The organism is Pseudomonas sp. p21, from assembly GCF_001642705.1.
Taxonomy (GTDB): domain Bacteria; phylum Pseudomonadota; class Gammaproteobacteria; order Pseudomonadales; family Pseudomonadaceae; genus Aquipseudomonas.
The window spans coordinates 17847-42631 of the sequence record NZ_LWBV01000006.1; the positions used below are offsets into that span (position 1 = coordinate 17847).

Annotated in this window: 18 protein-coding genes and 4 tRNA genes; 13 read left to right on the forward strand and 9 right to left on the reverse strand. The window is 64.1% G+C overall.

Annotated features, from left to right (window positions below; all coding sequences use genetic code 11):
• Positions 1-16: 16 nt before the first annotated feature.
• From A4C63_RS17500 to A4C63_RS17560, 13 genes are all read left to right on the forward strand, one after another.
• Positions 17-637 carry a phosphoribosylanthranilate isomerase gene (locus tag A4C63_RS17500; protein WP_025338242.1) on the forward strand — a complete coding sequence of 207 codons (621 nt, stop codon included), beginning with the start codon at positions 17-19 and terminating at the stop codon, positions 635-637.
• Positions 638-858: 221 nt separating this feature from the next.
• Complete coding sequence (gene accD / locus A4C63_RS17505) at positions 859-1752, forward strand: acetyl-CoA carboxylase, carboxyltransferase subunit beta (protein ID WP_063913799.1); 894 nt, start codon at positions 859-861, stop codon at positions 1750-1752.
• Complete coding sequence (folC, locus tag A4C63_RS17510) at positions 1752-3059, forward strand: bifunctional tetrahydrofolate synthase/dihydrofolate synthase (protein ID WP_063913800.1); 1308 nt, start codon at positions 1752-1754, stop codon at positions 3057-3059. The genes accD and folC overlap by 1 nt, the downstream gene beginning before the upstream one ends.
• Positions 3043-3723, forward strand: coding sequence for an SPOR domain-containing protein (locus A4C63_RS17515; RefSeq protein WP_063913801.1), 681 nt, complete (start codon positions 3043-3045; stop codon positions 3721-3723). Before folC ends, A4C63_RS17515 begins: the two co-directional genes overlap by 17 nt.
• Positions 3724-4026: 303 nt before the next feature.
• On the forward strand, positions 4027-4584 hold the full coding sequence (locus A4C63_RS17520) for a CvpA family protein (RefSeq protein ID WP_013971612.1): 558 nt from the start codon (positions 4027-4029) through the stop codon (positions 4582-4584).
• A 42-nt stretch (positions 4585-4626) separates the two neighbouring features.
• Entirely contained in the window at positions 4627-6132 is a 1506-nt protein-coding gene (gene purF, locus A4C63_RS17525; RefSeq protein WP_025338246.1) for an amidophosphoribosyltransferase, read from the forward strand.
• Between the two features lie 16 nt (positions 6133-6148).
• Entirely contained in the window at positions 6149-7360 is a 1212-nt protein-coding gene (locus A4C63_RS17530) for an O-succinylhomoserine sulfhydrylase (RefSeq protein ID WP_025338247.1), read from the forward strand.
• Positions 7357-8130: an SDR family oxidoreductase gene (locus A4C63_RS17535; RefSeq protein ID WP_063913802.1), complete on the forward strand. Its 774-nt coding sequence runs from the start codon at positions 7357-7359 to the stop codon at positions 8128-8130. The genes A4C63_RS17530 and A4C63_RS17535 overlap by 4 nt, the downstream gene beginning before the upstream one ends.
• A gap of 229 nt (positions 8131-8359) precedes the next feature.
• Positions 8360-8435, forward strand: a tRNA-Val gene (locus tag A4C63_RS17540).
• Positions 8436-8501: 66 nt separating this feature from the next.
• A tRNA-Asp gene (locus tag A4C63_RS17545) sits at positions 8502-8578 on the forward strand.
• 99 nt (positions 8579-8677) lie between these two features.
• Positions 8678-8754, forward strand: a tRNA-Asp gene (locus A4C63_RS17550).
• Positions 8755-8895: 141 nt separating this feature from the next.
• Positions 8896-8972: transfer RNA gene (locus A4C63_RS17555), tRNA-Asp, on the forward strand.
• 200 nt (positions 8973-9172) lie between these two features.
• Positions 9173-10003 (forward strand): DUF2242 domain-containing protein, encoded by an 831-nt coding sequence (locus A4C63_RS17560; protein WP_063913803.1) that lies wholly within the window; start codon positions 9173-9175, stop codon positions 10001-10003.
• A gap of 251 nt (positions 10004-10254) precedes the next feature.
• Here A4C63_RS17560 and A4C63_RS17565 read toward each other — a convergent pair whose 3' ends face one another.
• From A4C63_RS17565 to A4C63_RS17605, 9 genes are all read right to left on the reverse strand, one after another.
• Positions 10255-11295: an AraC family transcriptional regulator gene (locus tag A4C63_RS17565; RefSeq protein ID WP_063913804.1), complete on the reverse strand. Its 1041-nt coding sequence runs from the start codon at positions 11293-11295 to the stop codon at positions 10255-10257.
• Between the two features lie 4 nt (positions 11296-11299).
• The gene (locus A4C63_RS17570; RefSeq protein ID WP_063913805.1) at positions 11300-12418 is read right to left on the reverse strand and encodes a nitrilase-related carbon-nitrogen hydrolase; all 1119 of its coding nucleotides are present in this window, start codon (positions 12416-12418) and stop codon (positions 11300-11302) included.
• A gap of 171 nt (positions 12419-12589) precedes the next feature.
• Complete coding sequence (locus A4C63_RS17575) at positions 12590-15145, reverse strand: fimbria/pilus outer membrane usher protein (protein ID WP_063913806.1); 2556 nt, start codon at positions 15143-15145, stop codon at positions 12590-12592.
• Between the two features lie 85 nt (positions 15146-15230).
• A complete protein-coding gene (locus A4C63_RS17580) occupies positions 15231-15977 on the reverse strand; it encodes a molecular chaperone (RefSeq protein ID WP_063913807.1) in 747 nt (248 codons plus the stop codon).
• Between the two features lie 71 nt (positions 15978-16048).
• A complete protein-coding gene (locus A4C63_RS17585; RefSeq protein ID WP_063913808.1) occupies positions 16049-16648 on the reverse strand; it encodes a fimbrial protein in 600 nt (199 codons plus the stop codon).
• Between the two features lie 117 nt (positions 16649-16765).
• The gene (locus A4C63_RS17590; RefSeq protein WP_063913809.1) at positions 16766-17413 is read right to left on the reverse strand and encodes a response regulator; all 648 of its coding nucleotides are present in this window, start codon (positions 17411-17413) and stop codon (positions 16766-16768) included.
• 69 nt (positions 17414-17482) lie between these two features.
• Positions 17483-20695 (reverse strand): hybrid sensor histidine kinase/response regulator, encoded by a 3213-nt coding sequence (locus A4C63_RS17595; RefSeq protein ID WP_063913810.1) that lies wholly within the window; start codon positions 20693-20695, stop codon positions 17483-17485.
• An 84-nt stretch (positions 20696-20779) separates the two neighbouring features.
• Complete coding sequence (locus tag A4C63_RS17600; protein WP_063913811.1) at positions 20780-21973, reverse strand: EAL domain-containing protein; 1194 nt, start codon at positions 21971-21973, stop codon at positions 20780-20782.
• On the reverse strand, positions 21960-24779 hold the full coding sequence (locus tag A4C63_RS17605) for an ATP-binding protein (RefSeq protein ID WP_063913812.1): 2820 nt from the start codon (positions 24777-24779) through the stop codon (positions 21960-21962). The genes A4C63_RS17600 and A4C63_RS17605 overlap by 14 nt, the downstream gene beginning before the upstream one ends.
• Between the last annotated feature and the right edge of the window lie 6 nt (positions 24780-24785).

The window sequence follows — 24785 nt, forward strand, 5'->3', positions numbered from 1 at the left end:
GCAAGGTTCGCTGTCCATGAGCAATGTTCGCAGCAAGATCTGCGGGATTACCCGCATCGAAGATGCACTGGCCGCTGCCGAAGCGGGTGCCGATGCCATCGGCCTGGTCTTCTATGCCAAGAGCCCGCGCGCCGTGGACGTGCGCCAGGCGCGCGCGATCATCGCCGAGCTGCCGCCGTTCGTGACCACGGTCGGGCTGTTCGTCAACGCCTCGCGTTGCGAGCTGAACGAGATCCTCGAAGTGGTTCCGCTGGACCTGCTACAGTTCCACGGCGACGAAACCCCGCAGGACTGCGAAGGCTACCACCGCCCCTGGATCAAGGCCCTGCGCGTGCGCCCGGGCGACGACCTGGAGGCCGCCTGCCAGCTTTACGCCGGTGCTCGCGGCATCCTGCTGGACACCTATGTGCCGGGCGTACCCGGAGGCACCGGTGAAGCGTTCGACTGGTCGCTGGTGCCGGCGCGCCTGAGCAAGCCGATCATTCTGGCGGGCGGGCTGTCTGCCGACAATGTCGGCCAGGCCATCGCCCAGGTGCGGCCATACGCGGTGGATGTCAGTGGCGGCGTGGAGCAAGCCAAGGGCATCAAGGACGCAGCGAAGATCGAGGCCTTCATGCGTGCGGTGAAACAGGCGTGATGGCAGATGTGACGGCTGGCTGCGCGCCATCGTCCATAGCTTTCGCAGCCCTGCGGGGCAGCCGCCCGAGCCTGTGGCGGCAGAACAATACATTAGCGGTGGGGTGGCGCGCTGGAAGTCCAGGCGGCCGGTCCATCATCGTTTCATAAAGATTTTGAGCTCAAGGGCAGGGCAGGGCCGGCGACACCGGCCCATGCCTGCCAATACTGGAGAAAGAAAGCATGAGCAACTGGTTAGTCGACAAACTGATCCCTTCGATCATGCGTTCCGAGGTGAAGAAGAGCTCGGTGCCTGAAGGCCTGTGGCACAAGTGCCCGGCCTGTGAGGCCGTGCTGTATCGTCCGGAGCTGGAAAAGACCCTGGATGTCTGCCCCAAGTGCAACCATCACATGCGCATCGGCGCACGTGCGCGCATCGACATCTTCCTCGACGCCGATGGCCGTGCCGAACTGGGCGCAGACCTGGAGCCGGTCGACCGCCTGAAGTTCCGTGATGGCAAGAAGTACAAGGACCGCCTGACTGCCGCGCAGAAGCAGACCGGCGAGAAGGACGCCCTCATCTCCATGAGCGGCACCCTGATGGGCATGCCGATCGTGGTCAGCGCCTTCGAGTTCTCGTTCATGGGCGGCTCCATGGGCGCCATCGTCGGCGAGCGCTTCGTGCGCGCGGCCAACTACGCCCTGGAGCACCGCTGCCCGATGGTGTGCTTCTCCGCCTCTGGCGGTGCGCGCATGCAGGAAGCGCTGATCTCGCTGATGCAGATGGCCAAGACCTCGGCCGTGCTGGCACGCCTGCGCGAAGAAGGCATTCCGTTCATCTCGGTACTGACCGACCCGGTGTACGGTGGTGTTTCCGCCAGCCTGGCCATGCTCGGTGACGTGATCGTTGGCGAGCCGAAGGCACTGATCGGCTTCGCCGGCCCGCGCGTGATCGAGCAGACCGTGCGCGAGAAACTGCCGGAAGGCTTCCAGCGCAGCGAGTTCCTGCTGGAGCACGGCGCCATCGACCTGATCATCGCCCGTGGCGAGCTGCGCCCGCGTCTGGCCCGCCTGCTGGCGCAGATGACCGGCCAGGAAACCCCGGAGCAAGCGCGTGAGGCGGCTGCCGTCGCGTGATGAAACAACGATCCCTGGGCGAATGGCTCGCCTACCTCGAGCAGTTGCACCCCTCGGCCATCGACATGGGCCTGGAGCGGTCGCAGAAGGTGCTTGCCCGGTTGGCGCTGGGCAAGCTGGCGCCACGCGTGGTGACGGTGACCGGCACCAACGGCAAAGGCTCGACCTGCGCCTTCGTGGCCTCGCTGCTGCGAGCCCAGGGGCTCAAGGTGGGCGTGTACAGCTCGCCTCACCTGTTGCGTTACAACGAGCGGGTGCTGATCGATGGCCAGGAAGCCAGCGATGAGCGCCTGTGCGAAGCCTTCGCCGCCGTCGAGGCGGCGCGGGGCGAAATTTCTCTGACCTATTTCGAGATGGGCACCCTGGCCGCGTTCTGGTTGTTCTACCAGTCGCAACTGGATGCCTTGGTACTGGAAGTGGGTCTTGGTGGCCGACTGGACACCGTGAACGTGGTGGATGCCGACCTGGCCCTGGTGACCAGCATCGGCGTCGACCATGTCGATTACCTGGGTGATACCCGCGAGCTGGTGGCCTTCGAGAAGGCCGGCATCTTCCGTCAGGGCAAGCCGGCACTGTGCGGTGACCTGGATCCGCCTCAGTCGCTGCTGGACAAGGCTGCCGAACTGGCTGCGCCGCTGTTCCTGCGTGGGCGTGACTTCGACCTGGCCAGTGCCGATGGCCACTGGAGCTGGCGGGGTACTGCGGCCGATGGTGCGCAGGTAGAGCTGCATGACCTGCCTTTGCTCGACCTGCCCATGGAAAACGCCACGCTGGCCCTGCAGGCCTACCTGCTGATGGGCCTGCCCTGGGACGCCGGGCAGATTCGCCAGGCGCTGCTGGATACGCGCATCACTGGCCGCCTCGACCGTCGCCTGCTGAGCTGGCAGGGCAAGCCGGTGGAGCTGTTGCTGGATGTCGGGCACAACCCGCATGCTGCAGAGTACCTGGCCCGGCGCCTGGCGGCCCGGCCGCTCAAGGGGCGCCGCCTGGCGGTGTTCGGCCTGCTCGCCGACAAGGACCTGGACGGCGTTGTCGCGCCGCTGCAGGGTCTGGTCGACCACTGGGCGGTGGCGCCGCTGGACACCCCGCGCAGCCGCCCGGCTGTAGAACTGGCCACGGCCTTGACGAACGTCGGCGCCGCGGTGAAGTCTTATGCCAGTGTCGATGCCGCCCTTGAAGGGCAATGCGCGCAGGCGACGGCGGATGACCAGATCTTGCTGTTCGGTTCGTTTTTCTGTGTTGCCCAGGCACTGGAATGGCTGGAGCGGCACGCCCAGGAGGGTGGAGTAGATGGCAGTGCTGGATAAAGGGATGAAACAGCGCATGGTGGGTGCGTTGGTGCTGGTGGCGCTGGCGGTTATCTTCCTGCCGATGCTGTTCACCCGCGAGGACGAGATGCGCCAGGTGCGCGTCGAGGCCCCGCAGGCGCCGGCCATGCCAAGCCTGCCGGAAGTGAAGGTGGAGCCGGTCGCCGTGCCGGAGCCGCAGGCCATTGCGCAGGAGCCGCAGCAGCCGCCGGTGGTGGTGGACGAGTCCACTGCGCCAGCGAGCACGCCCAGCCAGCCGATTGAACCGTCGCCGCAGACCCAGCCTCAGGCACAGGTGCAGCCCGCCAAGCCGCAGGCGCCCGTGGCCAGGGTCGAGCCCAAGCCTGTCACTACGCCAGCGCCGGCCGAGCCGGTGGCCAAGCCGGCGGCTCCAGCAACGCCGTCGAAGATAGACGTCAACGGTCTGCCGGTCAGCTGGTCGATCCAGCTGGCCAGCCTGTCCAACCGCGCCGGTGCCGAAAAGCTCCAGCAAACGCTGCGTAGCCAGGGTTACAACGCCTATATCCGCTCGGCGGGTGGCATGAACCGGGTGTACGTCGGGCCGTTGATCGAGCGCGCCGAGGCCGAGCGCGTGCGTGACGCGATCAACCGCCAGAACAGCCTCAAGGGCTTTGTGGTGCGCTTCCAGCCTGAGCGCAGCTGATACCCGGGGTCGGCTTTGCCGCCCATTCGCGGGTAAACCCGCTCCCACAGGTTCAGTATGGGTCTTGCAGCGGCGCGGTCCATGTGGGAGCGGCCTTGTCTCGCGAAAGGGGCGCGAAGCGGCCCCAGGGTCTCAGCGACACAGCCAGAATCGCCGGGGCCGCTTTGCGCCCCTTTCGCGACACAAGGCCGCTCCCACAAAAATCGCGTAAGCCCGGGTGGCGCTAATCACCTGACATTCCGCTTACCCAAGCCCCCGTCGCTCTGGTAAAATGCGCCGCCTCAAACGTCTGCAGGCAGCACCGTGGCATTTACCTTGGTTGATTGGGCGATCATCGCGATCATCGCCGTCTCCACACTGATCAGTCTCAAGCGCGGCTTCGTCAAGGAGGCCTTGTCCTTGCTCATCTGGATCATTGCCGGTGCGGTTGCCTGGATGTTCGGTGGTTCGCTCTCGGTGTATCTTGAAAGCTACATCCAGACGCCGTCGATGCGCGTCATCGCCGGCTGCGCCATTCTTTTCGTCGCCACCTTGCTGGTGGGGGCCATGATCAACTTCCTCATCGGCGAGCTGATCCGCGTGACCGGGCTGTCCGGTACCGATCGTTTCCTGGGCATGGCCTTCGGTGCTGCGCGCGGGGCCTTGCTGGTGGTGGTGGCCATCGGGCTGATCAGCCTGGGGCCGGTTCAACAAGACACCTGGTGGCAGGAATCACGCCTGATACCACAATTTCTCTTGGTCGCCGACTGGTCAAAAAACCTGATCCTGGGTTTTACCGGCCAGTGGACGCCCAGTGGGCTGATCGGCACTCCGGCTGATCTTCCGTTCAAGGAACAGTTGCTCGGGCCGGCAAAGCCCTGAGCGCTATTCACTCAAGTTTCATCAAAGTAGGGGTTGCGTCGCATGTGTGGCATCGTCGGTATCGTCGGTAAGTCGAACGTCAATCAGGCGCTGTATGACGCGCTTACGGTCCTCCAGCACCGCGGCCAGGACGCTGCCGGTATCGTGACCAGCCATGACGGCCGGTTGTTCCTGCGCAAGGATAATGGCCTGGTGCGCGATGTTTTCCAGCAGCGCCACATGCAGCGCCTGGTCGGCAACATCGGCATTGGCCACGTGCGTTACCCGACCGCGGGCAGCTCGACCTCGGCCGAGGCCCAGCCGTTCTACGTCAACTCGCCGTACGGCATCACCCTGGCACACAACGGCAACCTGACCAACGTCGAGCAGCTGGCCAAGGAGATCTACGAGTCCGACCTGCGCCACGTCAACACCAACTCCGACTCGGAAGTGCTGTTGAACGTGTTCGCCCATGAGCTGGCCGTGCGTGGCAAGCTGCAGCCGACCGAAGAAGACGTGTTCGCCGCGGTTTCCCACGTGCACAGCCGCTGCGTTGGCGGTTATGCCGTGGTGGCGATGATCACCGGCTACGGCATCGTCGGCTTCCGTGACCCCAACGGCATCCGCCCGGTGGTGTTCGGCCAGCGTCACACCGACGAAGGCGTGGAGTACATGATCGCTTCGGAAAGCGTGGCCCTGGACGTGCTCGGCTTCACCCTGATCCGCGACCTGGCACCGGGCGAAGCGGTGTACATCACCGAAGAAGGCCAGTTGTACACCAAGCAGTGCGCCGAAGCACCGAAGTTGCAACCGTGCATCTTCGAGCATGTCTACCTGGCCCGCCCGGACTCGATCATGGATGGCGTGTCGGTGTACAAGGCCCGTCTGCGCATGGGTGAAAAACTGGCCGACAAGATCATGCGCGAGCGCCCTGAACACGACATCGACGTGGTCATCCCGATCCCGGACACCAGCCGCACCGCGGCCCTGGAACTGGCCAACCGCCTGGGCGTGAAGTTCCGCGAAGGTTTCGTCAAGAACCGCTACATCGGCCGTACCTTCATCATGCCCGGCCAGGCCGCGCGCAAGAAATCGGTACGCCAGAAGCTCAATGCCATCGAGCTGGAGTTCCGTGGCAAGAACGTGATGCTGGTGGACGACTCGATCGTGCGCGGCACCACCTGCAAGCAGATCATCCAGATGGCCCGCGAAGCCGGCGCCAAGAATGTCTACTTCTGCTCCGCAGCCCCTGCGGTACGCTACCCCAACGTCTACGGCATCGACATGCCGAGTGTTCACGAACTGATCGCCCACAACCGTACCACCGAACAAGTGGCCGAGTTGATTGGCGCCGACTGGCTGGTCTACCAGGACCTGCCGGACCTGATCGACTCGGTCGGTGGCGGCAAGATCAAGATCGACCACTTCGATTGCGCGGTATTCAACGGTGAGTACGTCACCGGTGATATCGACGAAGCCTACCTCGACCGCATCGAGCAGGCGCGTAACGACCTGGCCAAGGTCAAGAACCAGGCGGTCAGCGCGATCATCGACCTCTACAACAACTGATTTCGGGAGCGACGGCATGACGGATCAATGGGATGCCGGCCGACTGGACAGTGACCTCGAGGGTGTCGGTTTCGACACCCTGGCGGTGCGCGCCGGTCAAAACCGTACACCGGAGGCCGAGCACAGCGAAGCGCTGTTCCTGACCTCCAGCTATGTGTTCCGTACGGCTGCCGACGCGGCCGCACGCTTTGCTGGCGAAACACCGGGCAACGTCTATTCGCGCTACACCAACCCGTCGGTGCGTGCCTTCGAGGAACGCCTGGCGGCCATGGAAGGCGCCGAGCAGGCCGTAGGTACCTCCACCGGCATGGCGGCAATCCTCGCCGTGGTGATGTCGCTGTGCAGTGCCGGTGACCATGTGCTGGTGTCGCAGAGCGTATTCGGCTCGACCATCAGCCTGTTCGAGAAGTACTTCAAGCGCTTTGGCGTGCAGGTGGACTACGTGCCACTGGTCGACCTCGCGGGCTGGGAAAAGGCCATCAAGGCCAACACCAAGCTGCTGATCGTCGAATCACCATCCAACCCGCTGGCCGAGCTGGTCGATATCACCGCCCTGAGCGAAATCGCCCATGCCCACGGTGCGATGCTGGTAGTGGACAACTGCTTCAGCACTCCGGCGCTGCAGCAGCCGCTGAAGCTGGGTGCCGACATCGTGTTCCACTCGGCCACCAAGTTCATCGACGGCCAGGGTCGCTGCATGGGTGGCGTGGTTGCCGGCCGTGCCGAGCAGATGAAAGAAGTGGTGGGTTTCCTGCGTACCGCAGGCCCGACCCTCAGCCCGTTCAACGCCTGGATCTTCACCAAGGGCCTGGAAACCCTGCGCCTGCGCATGCGTGCGCACTGCGAAAGCGCCCAGGTGCTGGCCGAGTGGCTGGAGCAGCAGGAGGGCGTGGAAAAGGTGCATTACGCCGGCCTGCCGAGCCACCCGCAGCACGAACTGGCCAAACGCCAGATGAGTGGCTTTGGTGCGGTGGTCAGCTTCGAGGTCAAGGGTGGCAAAGAAGGCGCCTGGCGCTTCATCGACGCTACCCGGGTGATTTCCATCACCACCAACCTGGGTGACAGCAAGACCACCATCGCCCACCCGGCCACCACCTCCCACGGCCGCCTGACGCCGCAGGAGCGTGAAGCCGCGGGTATCCGCGACAGCCTGATCCGCGTTGCCGTGGGCCTGGAAGACGTGGCCGACCTGCAGGCCGACCTGGCGCGCGGGTTGGCGGCGCTGTGATCGAAATCGGCGGCGGTACGCCCGGCCACAACGGCCGGGTAGCCTTGGTGACCGGTGCCGCGCGCGGCATCGGCCTGGGCATTGCCGCCTGGTTGATCTGCGAAGGCTGGCAGGTAGTGCTCAGCGACCTCGACCGCCAGCGCGGGGCCAAGGCGGCCAAGGCCCTGGGTGACAATGCCTGGTTCATCACCATGGACGTTGCCGACGAGGCCCAGGTTAGCGCCGGGGTGTCCGAGGTGCTGGGGCAGTTTGGCCGCCTGGACGCGTTGGTGTGCAATGCGGCCATTGCCAACCCGCACAACCAGACCCTGGAAAGCCTGAGCCTGGCACAGTGGAACCGGGTGCTGGCGGTCAACCTCAACGGCCCGATGTTGCTGGCCAAGCATTGTGCGCCGTACCTGCGGGCGCACAACGGGGCGATCGTCAATCTCACCTCCACCCGGGCGCGGCAGTCCGAACCCGATACCGAGGCCTACGCGGCGAGCAAGGGCGGCCTGGTGGCTTTGACCCATGCTCTGGCCATGAGCCTGGGCCCGGAGATCCGCGTCAATGCGGTGAGCCCTGGCTGGATCGATGCCCGTGACCCGTCGCAGCGCCGTGCCGAACCGTTGACCGAGGCGGACCATGCCCAGCACCCGACGGGAAGGGTAGGGACGGTGGAGGACGTGGCGGCCATGGTGGCCTGGCTGTTGTCGCGCCAGGCGGCGTTCGTCACAGGCCAGGAGTTCGTGGTCGATGGCGGCATGACCCGCAAGATGATCTACACCTGAGCGCTTTGCTTATGCTGTGCCGGCCTCTTCGCGGGCTCGCCCGCTCCCGCAGGTATTTCACATAGGTCAGGATCGGTGGAGATCCTGTGGGAGCGGGCGAGCCCGCGAAGAGGCCGGCACAGCCAACCGACCTTTTTTGAAAAAAATTCAATGGGGCTATTGACTTAGCTTCGCCACCTGCGTAAATTTCGCGGCCTCAGCGAAGCAAACGCAACAAGCAACATCGCGAGGGTGATTAGCTCAGCCGGGAGAGCATCTGCCTTACAAGCAGAGGGTCGGCGGTTCGATCCCGTCATCACCCACCACTTCCTGAGATGTTCCTGGTGCTTAAGGTTTCGCAAGAAGCCGATGGCCAGAGAGGAGCGCACTGCGCAGCGGTAGTTCAGTCGGTTAGAATACCGGCCTGTCACGCCGGGGGTCGCGGGTTCGAGTCCCGTCCGCTGCGCCATTTTTCAGTAACAGATGGGTGCCTGGCATCGGTCTGAAGCCACAAGGCAAAATGCCTTGGGCTGACCCAGTTTCAATCGGGCGAAAGCCTGAACGATACGCAGCGGTAGTTCAGTCGGTTAGAATACCGGCCTGTCACGCCGGGGGTCGCGGGTTCGAGTCCCGTCCGCTGCGCCATCTTCGTTTCAAGGTCCCATGAACACCTTGAAGCAAACACAAGAGAAGCGATCATGTTATCGCTTTTTTTGTGCCTGTCCTGAGGCCGCCGCGCCGGAAGGGCAGACCCAGGTTTCAATCGGGCGCAAGCCTGAATGATACGCAGCGGTAGTTCAGTCGGTTAGAATACCGGCCTGTCACGCCGGGGGTCGCGGGTTCGAGTCCCGTCCGCTGCGCCATCTTCGCCTCGAGGCCCCTTGAACGCCTCGAAGCCACGGGAAAGCGACCTTAGGGTCGCTTTTTTCGTTTTTGCTGCTGGCAATTGCCGCCCTTGACCCAGATTTACACGAACCTGACAGACTCTTCACCGATCAACGGTTCCTGTGCCTGCCTGCTGTGTTGCACAATAGGCACTTTCTCGACTTACCCGGAATTCGCAATGACCAGATCTTCCGTCTTTGGTGCGCTCGGGCTGGCCCTGGTGCTGGCGGGCGTGACCGGTTGTTCCTCGAAGAAAGCTGCTGTCTACGAGCACGAGAACTTCGATGACTCGGGTACCTTCTCGCGCAGCTTTCCGGTGAACGATGCTGGCTCCTGCGAGGCCGCCCGGCGTGCCTTGCTCAGCCAGGGCTATATCATCACCAGCAGCGGCGCCAACCAGGTGGTGGGCAACAAGAGCTTCCAGCAGAACAGCGAGAACCACCTGCAGATCAGTTTCAACGTCACCTGTGCGCCAGATGTGAGCGACGCGCAGCGCTCGACCATGTTCGCCAACGCCTTGCAGGACCGCTACGCCCTGAAAAAGTCCAACACCTCCGCCAGCCTGGGCGTGGGTGTACTGGGGTCGGTGTCGATGCCGATCGGCTCCAGCGACGACTCGATGGTCAAGGTGGCCAGCGAGACGGTGACGGCGGCGCAGTTCTATGACCGTTATTTCGCCTTGGTGGAGAGCTACTTGCCAAAGCCCAAGCCGACGCAGGAAAGCAAGGCCAAGGTCGAGGAGCCCGCGCCGAAGGTCGAAGCACCGGCTGCGGCCTTGGGGCTGCCGGAGCAGGCCGCGGCGGCACCGGTGGCTCCGGCCCCGGTAGCGGCGCCTTTGGTTGAAGCGGCGCCAGCCCCGGCCGCTGTGGCCCCGACCAGCGAGGCGGTAGCCGCGCCGGTGGTGGATGACAGCCAGGGCTCGCAGCCGGTGGCGCCGCCGGCGGAGGCGGCACCGATCGAGGTGCAGCAGGAAGCCCAGCCTGCTGAGGCTGCATCGCCCGCTCTCTGATTTTCAGCTTCTACCGGCCGGACACATCCCTTGTTACAGACCCCTGGCGATAACTTCCTGAACATCTGCTACGTTTACCACTCATAAGCTTGTCATCATTCCTTCACTCCACCTGCTTAGGTTGAAGGCGACACCGATAAAGATCATGAGATGAGAGGACGCAGGGCGATGGACGAATACCAGGAAGAACTTCTCGAATTCCAGGCTTATGAACTGGACACTCCGGAACCGGCTGACGACGCTACCGAGCTCTAGCCCACCCGCCGCTGGCTGCGGCGAAACTCCCCCGGTGTGAGGCCCGTCCAGCGCTTGAAGGCGCGCTGGAAGGCCTCGGCCGAAGCAAACCCCAGCAGATAGGCAATCTCGCCAAAGGCCAGCTCCGTATCGCGGATGTAGGTCTCGGCCAGGTCGCGCCGTGTTTCGCTGAGCAGGTCGCGATAGCGCGTGCCTTCCTCGGCCAGTTTGCGGCGCAAGGTCCAGGTCGGCAGTTGCAGGTGCAGCGCCACTTCTTCCAGGTCCGGTTCACGGCCGCCATTAAGCAACGGCCCCAGCAGGTGGGTGATGCGCTCACCCAGGCTGCGCACCCGCGTGCGCTGCAGCATTTCCGCCTCGCACAGCTGCAGCAGGTGCTGCCAGGTGCTTGGGCAGTGCCTGGGGTTGGCCAGCTGCAGCGTGGCGCGGCTCAGGCGCAATTGGTTGCCGTCGGCCGCGAACTGTACAGGCGTACTGCACAGGGGCTGGTAGCGCGCGGCATAGGCGGGCGCGGCAAACTCTATGTCCAGGCGTTCGGCCAGCACCGCCGTACCGGCAAGGTCCGCAAGTTGGGCCAGCCAGCCGGCGAGTAGCGAATCGACCACGAAACGGTTGTAGGCGTTGTAGGGGCTTATGGAGTAAAAGCGTAGCCAGGCGCCCTGGGCATCTTCCTGGAAGCTGGAGTGGCCGCGGTAGTTGGCGGCGTATAGCGGCTCGAAGCGCAACAGGGTGCGTGCCGCCTCGCCCAGGGTAGGCGCCTGGGCGGCGGTGACCCCGGCCAGGCCGGCATGCGCCAGGCGGCTCAGGCGCCCCATGTGCAAGCCCAGCGCGGCCTCGCCGCACAGCTCGATGGCGGCGTGACCCAGGTGCATGTAGCGCGGGATCGACAAGCGCGCGCCGGCCTCGCCCAAGCGCGCCGCATCCAGGCCATAGCGGCGCAGCAGCGGCTCGGGGTCGTGGCCCAGTTCGCGCAGGGCCTCGGTCAGCGGCTGGACAAAACCAACCGACAGGTCGCCCAGGCGCACGCGGGGGCGGGCCATGGGCTTACAGCCACAGGTTCAGCAGGCGGGCGCCAGGGCTGGGGGTGCCCGCCAGCAATTCACCGGCCTGGTGGGCAAAGCCCTGGCCGTCGCTGCCCTGTTCCCAGAACTGCCCACGCATGAACACGCTCATGCTGCTGACACCGGCTCCGCCCGCTTCGGTCAGGCGTTGCCAGGCGGCTTGTTCGCTGACTTCGCCGCGCTGCAAGGCCAGCCCGGCGCTGGCGTCCTGGTGGCGATTGCCGCGCCAGGGCGCTTGCCAGCTGCCCTTGCCGCTGAGGAATACCGGGTTGGCGATCAGTTGTACCGCCTGTTGTGCCAGTTGCTGGTGGTTTTCCGGGTACCAGCTGTCACTGCCCACCAGCACGCCCAGGCGCCCGGCAGGGGTTTGCAATACCTGCAGCGGGTGCTGGCGGCCATCATGCACATAGCGGCGCATTTCGCTGTCGGGGAACTGCTGGCGTTGCGGCTGGCCCAACAGCGAGCCGTCGCCGGCAAATACCACGCTGCTGTTGAACAGCGGGCCGCTGCCGGCGTGCAGCACGCCCTGTTTCACATAAGGGGCGGGTAGCACGATGGAGCCAGCCACCAAGGTGACATTGAATTCCTTGGCCAGGCCGCCGAACAGTTGCTGGTAATCCGCGGCCATCTGCTCGGCCTTCATGCGCAGGTGCGCGTCGGCGCGCCAGTCGTCGCCGTCGGCACCGAGCATGGCCAGGCCATAGCGCAGCGGGTTGCTCAGCTCCAGCCATTGCAGGGCTTCGCGGCTTTGCGTGACCTGGTACAGCTCGTTCTTTTCTCCGCGTGCCCACAGCCAGGTGCCGATGTGCTCCGGTAGCACCACCACCGTGCGCGGGCCCACGAGCCCTTGGGTGCGGGCCTGCTCCAGGTAGGCCGCGAGCTTGCGGTGCAGCCGCTGCAGGTTCTGGTAATCGCCCGGGAACAGCAGCGGTTCGACGCCAAGCAGGTTGCCGTGCTCGCCCGGCACGCCATGGTTCAGCGCCAGTTCGATGCGCAGGTCGGACAAGTAGTGGCCTTCCGGGCGCTGCTGGGTCCAGAAACCGTAGCCACACAGTGCGGCGGCCATCACCAGTGCCAGGGTGCTTGCCAGGAGTTTTCGCATCAAACTTCAGCTTTTACCTAAAAATGAACTGGCCATGCAGGGCATCAAGGGCAAAGTGCGGCCTTATTCATCAGCTTTGGAATCCTTGGTGCACTGCTTTTGCATAATCGTGTTTGATCATACCAAAGCTATCGGGTGCTTATGAGTATTCTCTGCTGACAAGACCTGGTGTCACGGCCGACACATCAGGCGCTGGCGTTCGTAGTTAACCGCCTTGTCCCGCTCTGGCAGGCTGAAAGGCGCTGCGCACTTGTGCTCACCCCATTTGATTGTCAGGCTACCCTGATCCTGTTCGAGCAGCACCAACGCCTTGCCGCTCGGGTCGGAAATCGCCAGCTGCTTGCCTTCGGCGTCCTCGACGGAGGCGCCGAACGGTATCGACTGGCCGTGCTCGTCGAGCAGTTCAAATTGTACCCGGCGCCCACTCTTGCCGGTGTAGCGGGCAAGCACCACGGCGCCGCGGCGAGGCACCAGCTGTTGGGTGGCGTTTTCGATTTCGATGTCGCCCCCCAGGTCGCGGGTGTCCAGGCTGACCCAGTTGACCCTGTAGGGCTGAGCGTTGGGGATCACCGCATAGCCATTGCGCCCGGTTTCCACTCCGCTGAAATTGCTGATCTTCGCACCCTTCACACCCGGCACTTCGGCTAGGGCGAAGGTTTCGCTGAGCGTCTGGCCGAGGTTGATGCCGCCTTGGTGGGCAACCACGGCGCCGGCAACGTTCAGGTTCTGCGAGTCGTAGCCGCGCCCCTGGCTATAGCCCAGGCTGATGTCGGCGACCGAGGTGCGGGTGTTCAGGTTGGCCGAGGCCGAGCTGCCACTGGTGCGGCTGTGACCACCCTGGATCGAGTAGAAGGTGTCACTGCTCTCCGACAGGTAGCCGTTGATGCCGGCCTGGGTGGTGTCGTTGCCCTTCTGCGTACTGGCGGTGACGAACGCCCGCGGTGCGCGGTCGCGGCTGCCGAGCGGGAACGACACCGACAGGTTGAACTGGGTATCCTGCCCCGAAGGGCCTGAGGTTCCCAGCTCCCTGGTGCGGCTGACGTCAAGGTTGTAGGAGATATCGCCCCAGTTGTTGCTGTAGCCGGCGGACAGGCTCTGCGAACCGCCGCGGTTCCAGTAGCGCTGGTCGGTGGCCGTCAGATACAGGCTGCCGAGTGCGCGGTCGCGGCCCAGGCTCTGGTTGATGGTCAGGTCGGTGCGGGTCTTGGAGTTGCCGCTGCGCTTGATCGCGTCGGTGCTCAAGTCCTCGATATGCTGGGTGAGGGTGCGGAAGCCCTCGGTTGAATAGCGGTAGGCGGCCAAGGTGAAGTTGGTGTCGGTGCCGGTGAATGTCTTGGCGTATAGCGCCCGCAGGCTGTTGCCCTGGGTGGTCTGGCCCTGGGCTTTGCTCGAGGAATGGGTGACATCGAGCGAAAAGGCGCCCAACAGCGTGTTCAGGCCGCTGCCCACTGCCAGCGCCTTGTAGTCGTCGGTGGCTTGCAGGCCAACGACGCCGGTCACGGTGTTGGTCAGGCCGTAGGCCAACATCGTGCTGAGCATCTGCGGCGTGGCCAGGCCTTCGGTGTTGCTGTTGTAGCGTCCGGCGGACAGGCTGTACTTGACCTGGCCGCCACGGACCATGAGCGGCAGGCTGGAGAATGCCTGCACGCTGACCCGTCGGCGGCCGTCGGCCTCGATGATGGTGATTTCCAGGTCGCCGTTGGAGCCGCTGGGGTAAATGTCGCTGATCTCGAACGGGCCGGGCGGTACGTTGGCAGTGTAGAGCAGGTAGCTGTTCTGGCGGATCTCGACCCTGGCGCTGGTCTGGGCCACGCCCCGCACCACCGGCGCGTAGCCGCGCTCGCTGTCGGCGCGCATGCCTTCGTCCGAAGCCAGCTTCAGGCCCCGGTAGCGCACGCTGTCGAACAGGTCGCTGTCGCTGAAGATGTCGCCGGCGCTGAACTGGCCCTTGAGTGCAGTCACGTCGTGCTGCACGTAGCTGCGGTTGCTCTTGAAGCTGTCCGGCCGCCCGGTGCCGCTGCTGAAGTTTGACTCGTTGCGCAAGCGCCAGCCGCCCAGGTTGATGCCGTTGCGCAGGCTCAGGTTGTTGTTGATGCGGGTGTCGGCATCACCGGCGCTGCGGCTGGTGTTGAATTGGTAGTTGATGAACGCCGCAGGCACCCCCGCGTCCCACAGTTGCGGGTCGACGTAGCCGCGCAGGCCGCGCTTCATGGCGACCTGCGGGATGCTGGCGGACAGGCGCAGGTGACCCGAGTCATAGCTCAGGCTGGCCTGATCGATCAGCGTCGGCAGGTCGTGGCAGGCCTGCGCGGTATCCAGGTGCCCCTGTGCCTTGAGCTTGTCCATGTCTATGCCCAACTGCTCGAGCAGTTCCAGGGTCAGGCACGGTTCCACGCGCCCGGTCTGGAGGTTGCGGTTGAAATCGATGTCGCGCCGGCCCACCAGTACCTCGTTGCTGTACAGGTCTACCCGATAATTGCCCGGCAGCACGCTGCTGGCCGACAGCAGTAACTGCAGGTCGACCGCCGATTGCGCACCCTGCAGGAAGGTGGTGTTGAAGCCCAGAAGCTGGGGATCGTCCTGCGCCGTCGAGAGGCCGGGCAGCGCGCAGCAGAGCACCAATGACAGGGCGTTGAGCTTCCAGGGCGAAGGAGGCGTGCCGCCATGGAGCGCGCGCGCGCCTGCATCGGCACCGTCTACGGAGCGGGGGGCGATGGACAGAGACATACAAGGAACCTAATTCATGTCCCGGCACGGGCTGGGCACGGGGAGGCCGCACGCGATCGGGGCGCGCGAGGTGGTCGCTACGCTTTCACAAGGTGATGGCGGGTTCGGCAGGCTTGGCACTACCCGGCTGGGCAGGGTTCAGCAGCACGGAATATCCATGCTGGGCGCCATAGTCGTTGATGCTCTTGAACGTGAGCGTCAGCGGGCCGTCCAGCTGGGAAAGTGCCGAGCTGAATGTCTTTTGCTCGCCGGGGGCGATCATGCTCGAATCGGCGCTGAACACGGTCTGTTTTCCGCGTTTGAGTTCGATGTCGGCCATCGACACGTGATACAGGCCTGGGTTGTTCACGGTCAGTTGGGCCTTTCCGGCGTGCTGAGTCAATTGCCAGACCAGTTGTTCCGGTGCCAGCAGGGCATTACCGGGCAAGTTGGCCGGGCGGAAGAAAATCTTGATGCGTTGGCGCACTGCCAACTGCAAGGTATTGGCCTTGGTACTGGCTTGCGGGATTTCCTGGACATTGAGCCAGACCACGGATTCGCGATCGGTCGGCAGACCCTGGCCTTCATAGAGAATGCGCAGTAGTTGTTCCTGCTTGGGCAATACTCTGGCCAATGGAGGGGTGATGGCGAACGGCGCCTGCGCGCTGTCGCCGGCATCAACCCACGACTGCACCAGGACTTCCTGATTGCCGTTGCGCACGATGACATTGGCTTCCTTGTGAGCACCGTCAAACACGACACGGGTGGCGCTCAGGGAGATGCTGGCAGTTGCCTGGGCGGCGACGAGCATGCCCAGCAACCCGAGAACGGGATACAGAGAACGACGCAACATGGTTGGGTACCTTGCGGGACGAAGAAGTGGCGAGGCTGATCAGCCTCGCGCATGGAGAAGCTGCGAAGTGATTACTCGTACTGCAGGATGAACGGCAGGGTGGCATCACCGCGACCGGCGGTGGCGGTGCCGGCGGCGCCGGTGGTCACGTAGGCTGCAGAGAAACTCAGGGTAGCGTCGCCGCCCTCGGCACCTGTGCCATGCACCTCGCTCTGGATCTTGGCGGTGGCGGCCGAGCTCAGGTCGATCAGGTTGCCGTTGGGGTCGAGCAGGGCGATACCGACGTTGGCGGCAGTGCCGGTGCCCTTGGTCAGGGCCAGGACCTTCTTGCCGGTCACCAGGCCCGAGCCACCGCTATTGGCATCGAAGACCATCGCCACCTTGGTGCCGACGTTGCAGTTGACGTTGAGGTTGAAGTCCTTGCCGGTCACGCGGCCTGCCGTTGGGTTCTCGGCGGTGCCCATGTCTTTGATCGAGACGGTACCCATATCCACGGCGATCACGCGGTCGGCGTTGGCGCCGTCGACCGAGCAGGCGTCATTGTTGATCACGCCGGTAAAGGAAATCTTGCCGCTGCCACCTTTGACTGGTCCGGTGGGATCGGCGGCCAGAACGCCGGCCGAAGCAGTGATAAGCGAGAGGGTCAGTGCGGCCAGGGAAAATTTATTCATATTGATGTCCACATGAAAGTGAGTAAGTGCTGCAACTAAATGCACGCTCACAATAAGTCAGGTGGTTTCCCTGGCCCATCAGACGAATCTTAATGGGCGGCCAATAACGCTCGCCAGTTAATTGAAGATATGACTCGCCAGGCAATAGGCCAATAATTCCTGATCGCTGTTCACTTCAAGTTTTCGCATGGCTGAAACTTTCTGCGCACTAATGGTCTTGGTACTTCGGTGCTGGCTGCGGGCAATTTCACTGACACTTTGGCCGGCCACAAACAGACGCAGTATTTCAAATTCCTTGGGTGACAGGTTTTCCACCCGTTGATCGATGGCTGTATTACAGGCGACCACCGAGTGCCTCGCCGGCTCCGGCGCCCGGTAGGTGCTGTTGCGGGCGACGGCATTGAGGGCCTTTTCGATTTCGCCGTGCAACTGGCTTTTCTGAATGACACCGTCCACGCCCAGTTCCTGTAGCCGTGTAAGGATCAGCGGGTTGGAAATCATGGTCAGCACGAGGATGCGGACGGCGGGATAGTGACGCTTGAGATAATCGATAAGTTTCAGGCCGTCACCGTAGGGTGAGTCTGCCGGCATGTTGTAGTCGGAGATGACCATGTCCACGGGTTGGCGTTCGAGCAGTTCGATCAGCCCTTGCGAGCAGACAGCTTCGCCAACCACGCAAAAGCGTGGGTCGCGTTCGACCAGTTCCCGGACGCCGAGCAGTACGATGGGGTGATCGTCGGCGATGATGACCTTGAGTTTTTCCATAAATGACGACCCGTTAGCCGGTGCGGATGGGAGGGTTGTCTTCAGGCGTTATCAGCACTGAAGTTGATTCTATGCAAGTGTTTCGAGTATTGCCGACAGCCTGTTCAGCACCTCCCGCAGTTTATCGGTCATGGCCGTGTCGAGCGGCGAGCTGGCCAGCGCGTCCTCCAGTGCGCAGCACTGCTCGGCCAGGTCCCTGGCCTGCACAGCGCCCAGGGCGCCGGCGATACTGTGCAGGCGCTCGCCAAGGCGACGGTGGTCGCGTTGCTCAAGAGCCAGACGCAACCGCTGCTTGTCCTCGCGCATGGTGGTGATGAACAGTTCGCGCATGGCCGCGGACACTTGCACGGTATCGATGGTGGCGTGGGGGAGCAGGGCGCTGCGGTCGTCTGCTTGCGCTTGGCTGGGCCCCTCGGCCAACACCGGCCGGCACAAGCGGACCAGATGGCTGCGCAAGGTCTGCAAGCTCAACGGTTTGACCATCCAGGCATTCATGCCCACCTCGAGGCAGCGCTGGCCCTCTTCTCGCAGTGCATTGGCAGTGACGCCGATGATCGGCAACCGGGTGTCGTGCTGGCGCAGGGTCCTGGCCAGTTCGTAGCCATTCATCAATGGCATGTTCACGTCGGTCAGGACCAGGTCGAACAGGCCTGGCTGCCAGCGTTGCATGGCCTGTTCGCCATTGGCCGTGACGACCGTGGTGCAGCCCAGCGCCTCTAGCTGCTCCTGCAGGATCGCCTGGTTGATCGGATTGTCCTCGGCCACCAGCACATGCAGGCGCAGGGCGGCACGTTGCTGCTGCGCTGAGGCATGGCCATTGGGCACCCCGCCCTGGCGCACCAGGGCGATGACCTGGGCGATGGCACGCACGTCATGCAGGTCCACCCGCCAGCAGCCGTCGATGAACGCGCCGGGGGCCGGGCCGTCGCTGCTGGCGCAGATCCGCTGGCCATGCCAGTTGGCAGCATCCGGGCAGTCGAGCAGGTCCACCAGCAGGGCTTGGTGGTTGTCCTTCTCCATGGGCGGAATCGTAAGGGTCGCGGCGATGCCCAGGCGCTGCAGCCAGTCGACGCCATGCTGGGCAAGCTCCGGTATTGGCGCACGCACATATACCGGGGTCGGGTCGGGCATCACGGTCGGGCAGTCACTCAGATCCCCTTGGGCCAGCGGCAGGCTGAGGTTGAGGGAAAAGCTGCTGCCCAGGCCCGGCTCGCTGACCACCTTGATCTGGCCACCCATCATGTCGGCCAGCCAGCCGCAGATCGGCAGGCCCAGGCCCGCACCACCCTCGCTGGAAGCGTCGACGACCTGGTAGAAGAGCTCGAAGAGCCTGGCCTGCTGCGCCTGGGAGATACCGATGCCGCTGTCTGCAACCTGCCATTGCAGGCTGACGTAGGTGTCGTCGAGTGCCAGAACACGGGTGCGCAGCACCACCCGGCCGGTATCGGTGAACTTGATGGCGTTGCTCAGCAGGTTATTGAGGATCTGGCGGATGCGTATCGGGTCGCCCACCACCTGGGCTGGCAGGCGGGCGTCATGGCAGGCATAGAGCAACAGGCCCTTGCGCTCGGCGAAGGCGCGATAGGTGCGCACGGTGTCCTCGAGCATCTCCAGCGGGCAGAACGTCACGGGTTCGAGCGCCATCTGCCCGGATTCGATCTTGGTCACGTCAAGCACGTCGCTGATCAGCTGGAACAGGGTTGCCGAGGAGCGCTGGATGGTGTGCAGGTAGCCTTGCTGCCGGGCATCCAGCTGCGTCAGGCCGAGCAGTTCGAGGGTGCCAAGCACGCCGTACAGCGGGGTACGGATCTCGTGGCTCATGGTCGCCAGGAACAGTGTCTTGGCGGTGTTGGCTGCGTCGGCCGCGCGCCGGGCCTCGTCGAGCGCCTGGGCGTCCTCGACATGACGGGTAACGTCGTTGAATGCGTAAAGACGCACGTCTTCGCCGTGGTAGCGGGTCGATACGAAACCGATCTGCAGGTGGCGGCCTTCGACCTGCAGGTAGTGCTCGCCACTGCTGGAGCTGCCCACTGTCGAGGCGAGGGTGCTGACCAGTTCTCGGGTACCCTGCCACTGCTGCGCCCGCTGGTTCTCCAGTAGCACTTCGTGGTCGGTGCTGCGGACCACGCACAGGCCGGTCGGGGCGGTATCGATGACCACCCGGCTGAAGGCCTCGCTCTCGGCGATGGCCTCGTGGGCTGCGCGCGCGGGCAGGATGACCTGGCGTTGATACCAGCGGATGGCCACCCGGCCCATCCCGATGAGCACCAGGAAGGTAGCGGCGATGCTGGCCAGCGACCAGAACGCGTAACGGAAGAAGTGCCGGTAGGTCACGGTGTAGACAGCACTCCAGCCTCCGTTGGCCTGCTCGTGGAGGCGGAACACCAGGCCTTCGGCCTTGATGTTGAGGCCTTCGTGCATACCCTCCAGGAGCGTGGGTGCACCGATCAGTACCTCGCCGGACGGGGCGATGAGATTGAAGTGGTCATACACGGTCCAGTCCATGATGCGTTCGAAATCGTCGATCTGGGCCAGATCCACCAGCGACGCCACTTGCGTGCGTTGGTCGTCGGCCTTGGCCGGGCGCAGGGTGATGTTGGCGTAGGCCAGCACGCGCGGCGGGGAGGCCTGATCCGGCTGTTCGACATAGCTGCGCCAGATGATCTTGGTGCCTGGGCTCCAGTGCTTGCCCTGAGGCTGGCGCGCCATGACTTGCCTGATCACTTCGATGAACGGTTCTTCCTCGACCTTGCCCCGCCCGCGTCCTGCGGCGGGAACCGTGATGTCATAACGGGCATCCGGCGAGAACAGGAACACCTGCGGCGATCGGTAGGGGGACGCCGACCAGAACATGCTGTAGAAGCTGGCCAGGTTCGCCCCCTGGGTGAAAATGCTCGACTCTTCGCTGCCGGCGAGGTTACGTCGGTCGAGCTTGAGGCTGAACGGCATGGAAAATGGAAAGACCTGGCCCTTGTAGATGTCCGGCCCTTCCTCGGGCAGCGGCGCCAGCACCGGCTCGAGCGCGCGTGGGTAGTCGAACAGCTCCCCTTTGGCGCTGCGTTCCACGAGGGCTTCGAGGAAGGTTTCCTGCTCCTGGATATTCTCCATAAGACGGGCGAAATGGATGCTGACCGTGTCGCTTTGTTCGTCGACCAGGCGCTCGATCGACCAGAAGCTGAAACCGGCCAGCAGCAGTGCCAGGCCCAGCAGTACGGTCATGCCTTTGTTCAGGCGCAGAGAGCTGCGGGCCAGGTTTTCCAGCAGGGCGTTGTACTGTTTCATGCAAGGATCCGGAAGGCCGTGGGGGCGTCGATACCCAGTGGATGTTATCTTTGATGCCCGGCCGGCGCCCTGAGTTACAGCAGGTCAATAGGCCGACGGCGGACCATCGCTGTGCAGCAGGCGTTGGAATTGTTCCGCCGACACGGCATGGGAGATCAAAAAGCCCTGCACCTGGTTACAGTCGACCTTGCGTAGCATCTCGAGCTCCTGGGGCGTCTCGACCCCTTCGGCCACCACGGTGAGCCCGAGCTTACGGCCCAGGGCGACGATGCTGGCCAGGGCCGAAGCCAGGCTCTCGCTTTCATCGCAACGCTGCACTAGCGCCCGATCGATCTTCAGTTCGGTGAAGGGCGTCGAGACTAGGCTCATGTAGGAGCTGTAGCCTTTGCCGAAGTCGTCCTGGGACAGGCCGAAACCTTTCATGCGCAAGCGGCAGGCGCCTGCATAGAAGTTGCTTAACTCTTCGGGAATGGAGCATTCCATCAGTTCGAAGCAGAGCTTGCCAGGTACGCCTTGATGGTGCAGGACGAATTCCAGCAGCCGGTCGGCCAGGTCATGGCTGTTGAGCAGGTGGGTCGGCAGGTTGATCGAGACCGGAATGTCATAGCCCCGGTCACGCCACCGCGCCTGGGCATCCATGGCTTGCTTGAGCATCACCCACAGTAGCCTTTCCTCCAGGCCGAAGGCGTTGAGCGCCGGCAGGAAGGTGCCTGGCAGCAACACGCCTTGCTCCGGATGCATCCAGCGCACCAAGGCCTCGGCCGCGACGATGCGGCCGTTGTGCAAGGACTTCTTGGGTTGGAACCAGGCCTGGAAGGCCCGGTTGTTCAAGGCATCGACCAAGGTCTGGCGATCGAACTCGGGTATGGTCGGTGCCTCCCGGGCCGGAGCCTGATGGTGCAACTGCAATTGGTCGATCAGGCTGCGCAACGCGGCGGGCTCGACTGGCTTGGAGATCAGCCCGAGCACATCCACGCCGAGGTTCTTGGCCACCAGGCTCGCCGCCATGAGCATACGCCGTGAGGCCGCACTCATGATCGCCAGGCCTGGCTTGTGGCGTAGGCCGGCGAGGTGCTGGATGAACTGCACACCATCCATGCCGGGCATCAGCAGGTCGGTCAGGACCAGGTCGACTTCATGCTGGCGCAAGCGCTCCAGCGCTTCCTGGCCATCCCGGGCCGCTACCAGTTTGAAGCTGCCAAGTTCGCTGAACAGGTGTTGCAGGTACATATGCTGAAACGGATGGTCTTCGACAATCAGGATGTTAAAGGGCTTCAAGACGGCTACCTCGATACGGGGCCAGGCAGTTGAGCAGGGCTTGCAGGTTGAAGGGCTTGATCAGGCAGCGATCCATGCCGGCGGCCAGGCACAGATCTTCCTCGCCGCGCAGGGCGTTGGCGGTGGCGCCGACTATGGGTTGGGTACAGCCCCGCTGGCGTAGGGCTCGGGCCAGTTCGTAGCCGTTCATGCCGGGCATGTTGACGTCGGTCAGCAGCAGGTCGAAATGCTCGCGTTGCCAGGCTTGCAGGGCCTGCTCGCCATTGCTGGCCAAGGCTACGCTGCAGCCGAGCTCCTCAAGCTGGTCGCGCAGGATCAACTGGTTGATGACGTTGTCCTCGGCAACCAGCACGCGCAACCCGAGCGGCTCGGTCAAAGGGGCCGGCACGGCCTGGCCCATGGGACGACGCAAGCCCTGAGCCTGGCCAACGGCATGGTGCAGAGCACCCAGGTCGTTGAGGTTGACCTGCCAATGGCCAGCCTCGTGCCGCGCCTCCCAGCAGTCCTGGGCGCTGGCCAGGATGCTTGGGCCGGGCCATTCGGCGACCAGCCGGCGCTCGACGTTGCCTGGATGCAGCTCGACCAGCAGTTCGCCGGCCATGGCGCTGCCCGGTGGCGGGGCGCCGACCTGGGCGCGTGCGCCCCAGCGGCATAGCCAGCCACTGATGGCTTCGGCCAGTTCATGTACCGGCGATACCACGTGAATGCGTTCGGCCAGCAGGTTGAACGGGGTGCCGGCGCGGCCTGAGGCGACTTCCAGGGGCAGGGTCAGACTGAAGCTGCTGCCCAGGCCCAGCTCACTGACCAGGCGCAGCTGGCCGTTCATCAATTGCGTCAGACGCTGGCAGATCGGCAGCCCCAGCCCGGTGCCGGGAATTACCTGGGTATGGCCTTCGGTCTGGTAGAAGGGGTCGAAGATGAATGGCTGGTCCTGTTCGGCGATGCCCTTGCCGGTGTCCGAGACCTGCCACAACAGGCAGGAGCGCTCGCCATCGCGGTTGAGCAACCTGGCGCGCAGCACCACGCGCCCGCAATCGGTGAACTTGACCGCATTGCTCAACAGGTTGTTGAGAATCTGGCGGATCCGGTTGACGTCGCCGATCAGGTGCTCCGGCAGGCGCGGGTCCAGGCAGCTGTAGAGCTGCAGCCCCTTGCTCCCGGCTGCCGCGCTGTAACCCTGGATCACCTCGCGGACCAGGTCCGGGGCACTGAACTCGCTGAGTTCAAGGGCCAGTTGACCGGCCTCGATCTTGGACACGTCCAGCACGTCGCAGATCAACTGCAGCAGGGTTGACGAGGACCCTTCGATGGCCCGCAGGTAATCGCGCTGCTGGGCGTCGAGCACGGTGCGAGACAGCAGCTCGAGTGTGCCCAGCACGCCGTACAGCGGTGTTCGGATTTCGTGGCTCATGGTGGCCAGGAACTGGGTTTTCGCTTCGTTGGCCGTGTCTGCCGCGCGCCGGGCGTCCTCCAGCGCGGCCTCGATCTGCTTGCGTGCGCTGATGTCGCTGAACGCGCAAAGCAGAACCTGCTCGCCCTTGTAGCGGGTTGGCGAGCAGCTCAGGTACAGGTGGCGCCCTTCGGCGCTCTCGAAATAGTCGCTGCACTGGCCTTCGTGCCGCTCGAAGGCCTGCTCGATCCATCGCGCACTGCGTGCGTCGCGAGCCTGGTCCTGGCCCAGCCATTGCTGGGCCAGGTGGTTCTCCAGCACAACCTGCCCATCGCTACGACGCAGCACGCACAGGGCGACGGGTGCGGTTTCGATGACGTCCCGGCTGAACATCTCGCTTTCCACCAGCGCGCGGATGCGTTCGACCGTGGGGGTGAACAAGCGCTGGTCGAAACGCCGGATCAGCACCCTTATCAAGGTGATGCTGATCAAGCAGAACAACAGGGCACCGAGCAGTTGCTGCCACAGGCCGGCAAGGATGGCGGACAGGTCGATGGCATAGACCAGTTGCCAGTCCGAGGACATCAACGGCTTGCTGATGACCAGGTATTCGGGCAAGAACCCCGCGCCGGCGAAGCCGAAGAAGTTGTCACCCGAGGTTTGGGGGCGCGAGCGCTCCAGTGTCGGGTTCGGGCTGTTGGTGAATACCAGCATGCCGTCAGCGTTGAACATCATGAATTCACCTGCGCTGGCATCCTCGAGTGATGGCGACACCGCCTGGCTGTCGATCTCCAGGCCCAGCCAGCCAGAATCGGGGTCGCGCTCGTCAAGGCGCAGGAAGATGAACAGGCGCGAGCGGGGCGCATCCTGATCGGCCAGCCACAGTTCCCGGGGGGCTGTGGGCCGGTGCCCCGCATCGCGCAGCTGCTCAAGCAAGGCAGGCGAAGGTGGCGAGGCCTGGGCGTCGCTGTTGTAAAGCCAGCGCATGGGGCCCTGAGCCCCTGCGTCGACGTAGAGCAGGTTGACCTGCCGGGCCTTGAGGTAGGCACACATGCGCTGGGTCAGCCACAGGCTCCAGCGCTTGTCCAGCTGGCTGCCCAGTTGCAGGTGCACCTCCTCGTTCGGTGCCACGGGCGGTGCGGTGACACCCGGAACCGCCTGACGCACGGCCGCGAGGCTCAGGCTTTCGAGCAGTGCCTCGCGGTTGGTGAAGAAAGTATGGGCCTCGGCGATTGCGCTGCTCATGGCTCCATGGCGCCGGGCGATGTCGGTGTTGAAGGTAAAGGACAGGAAATTGTAGGCCGCGCCGAGAATGCCGGCCGATAGCACGACCGCCAGTAGCCGAAGCAGGCGGCGCGCCGCCTCGGGGTCGGAGAGAAGGGGGTTGATCTGTTGCAGATAGGCTTTGAGTCGCATCCCGCG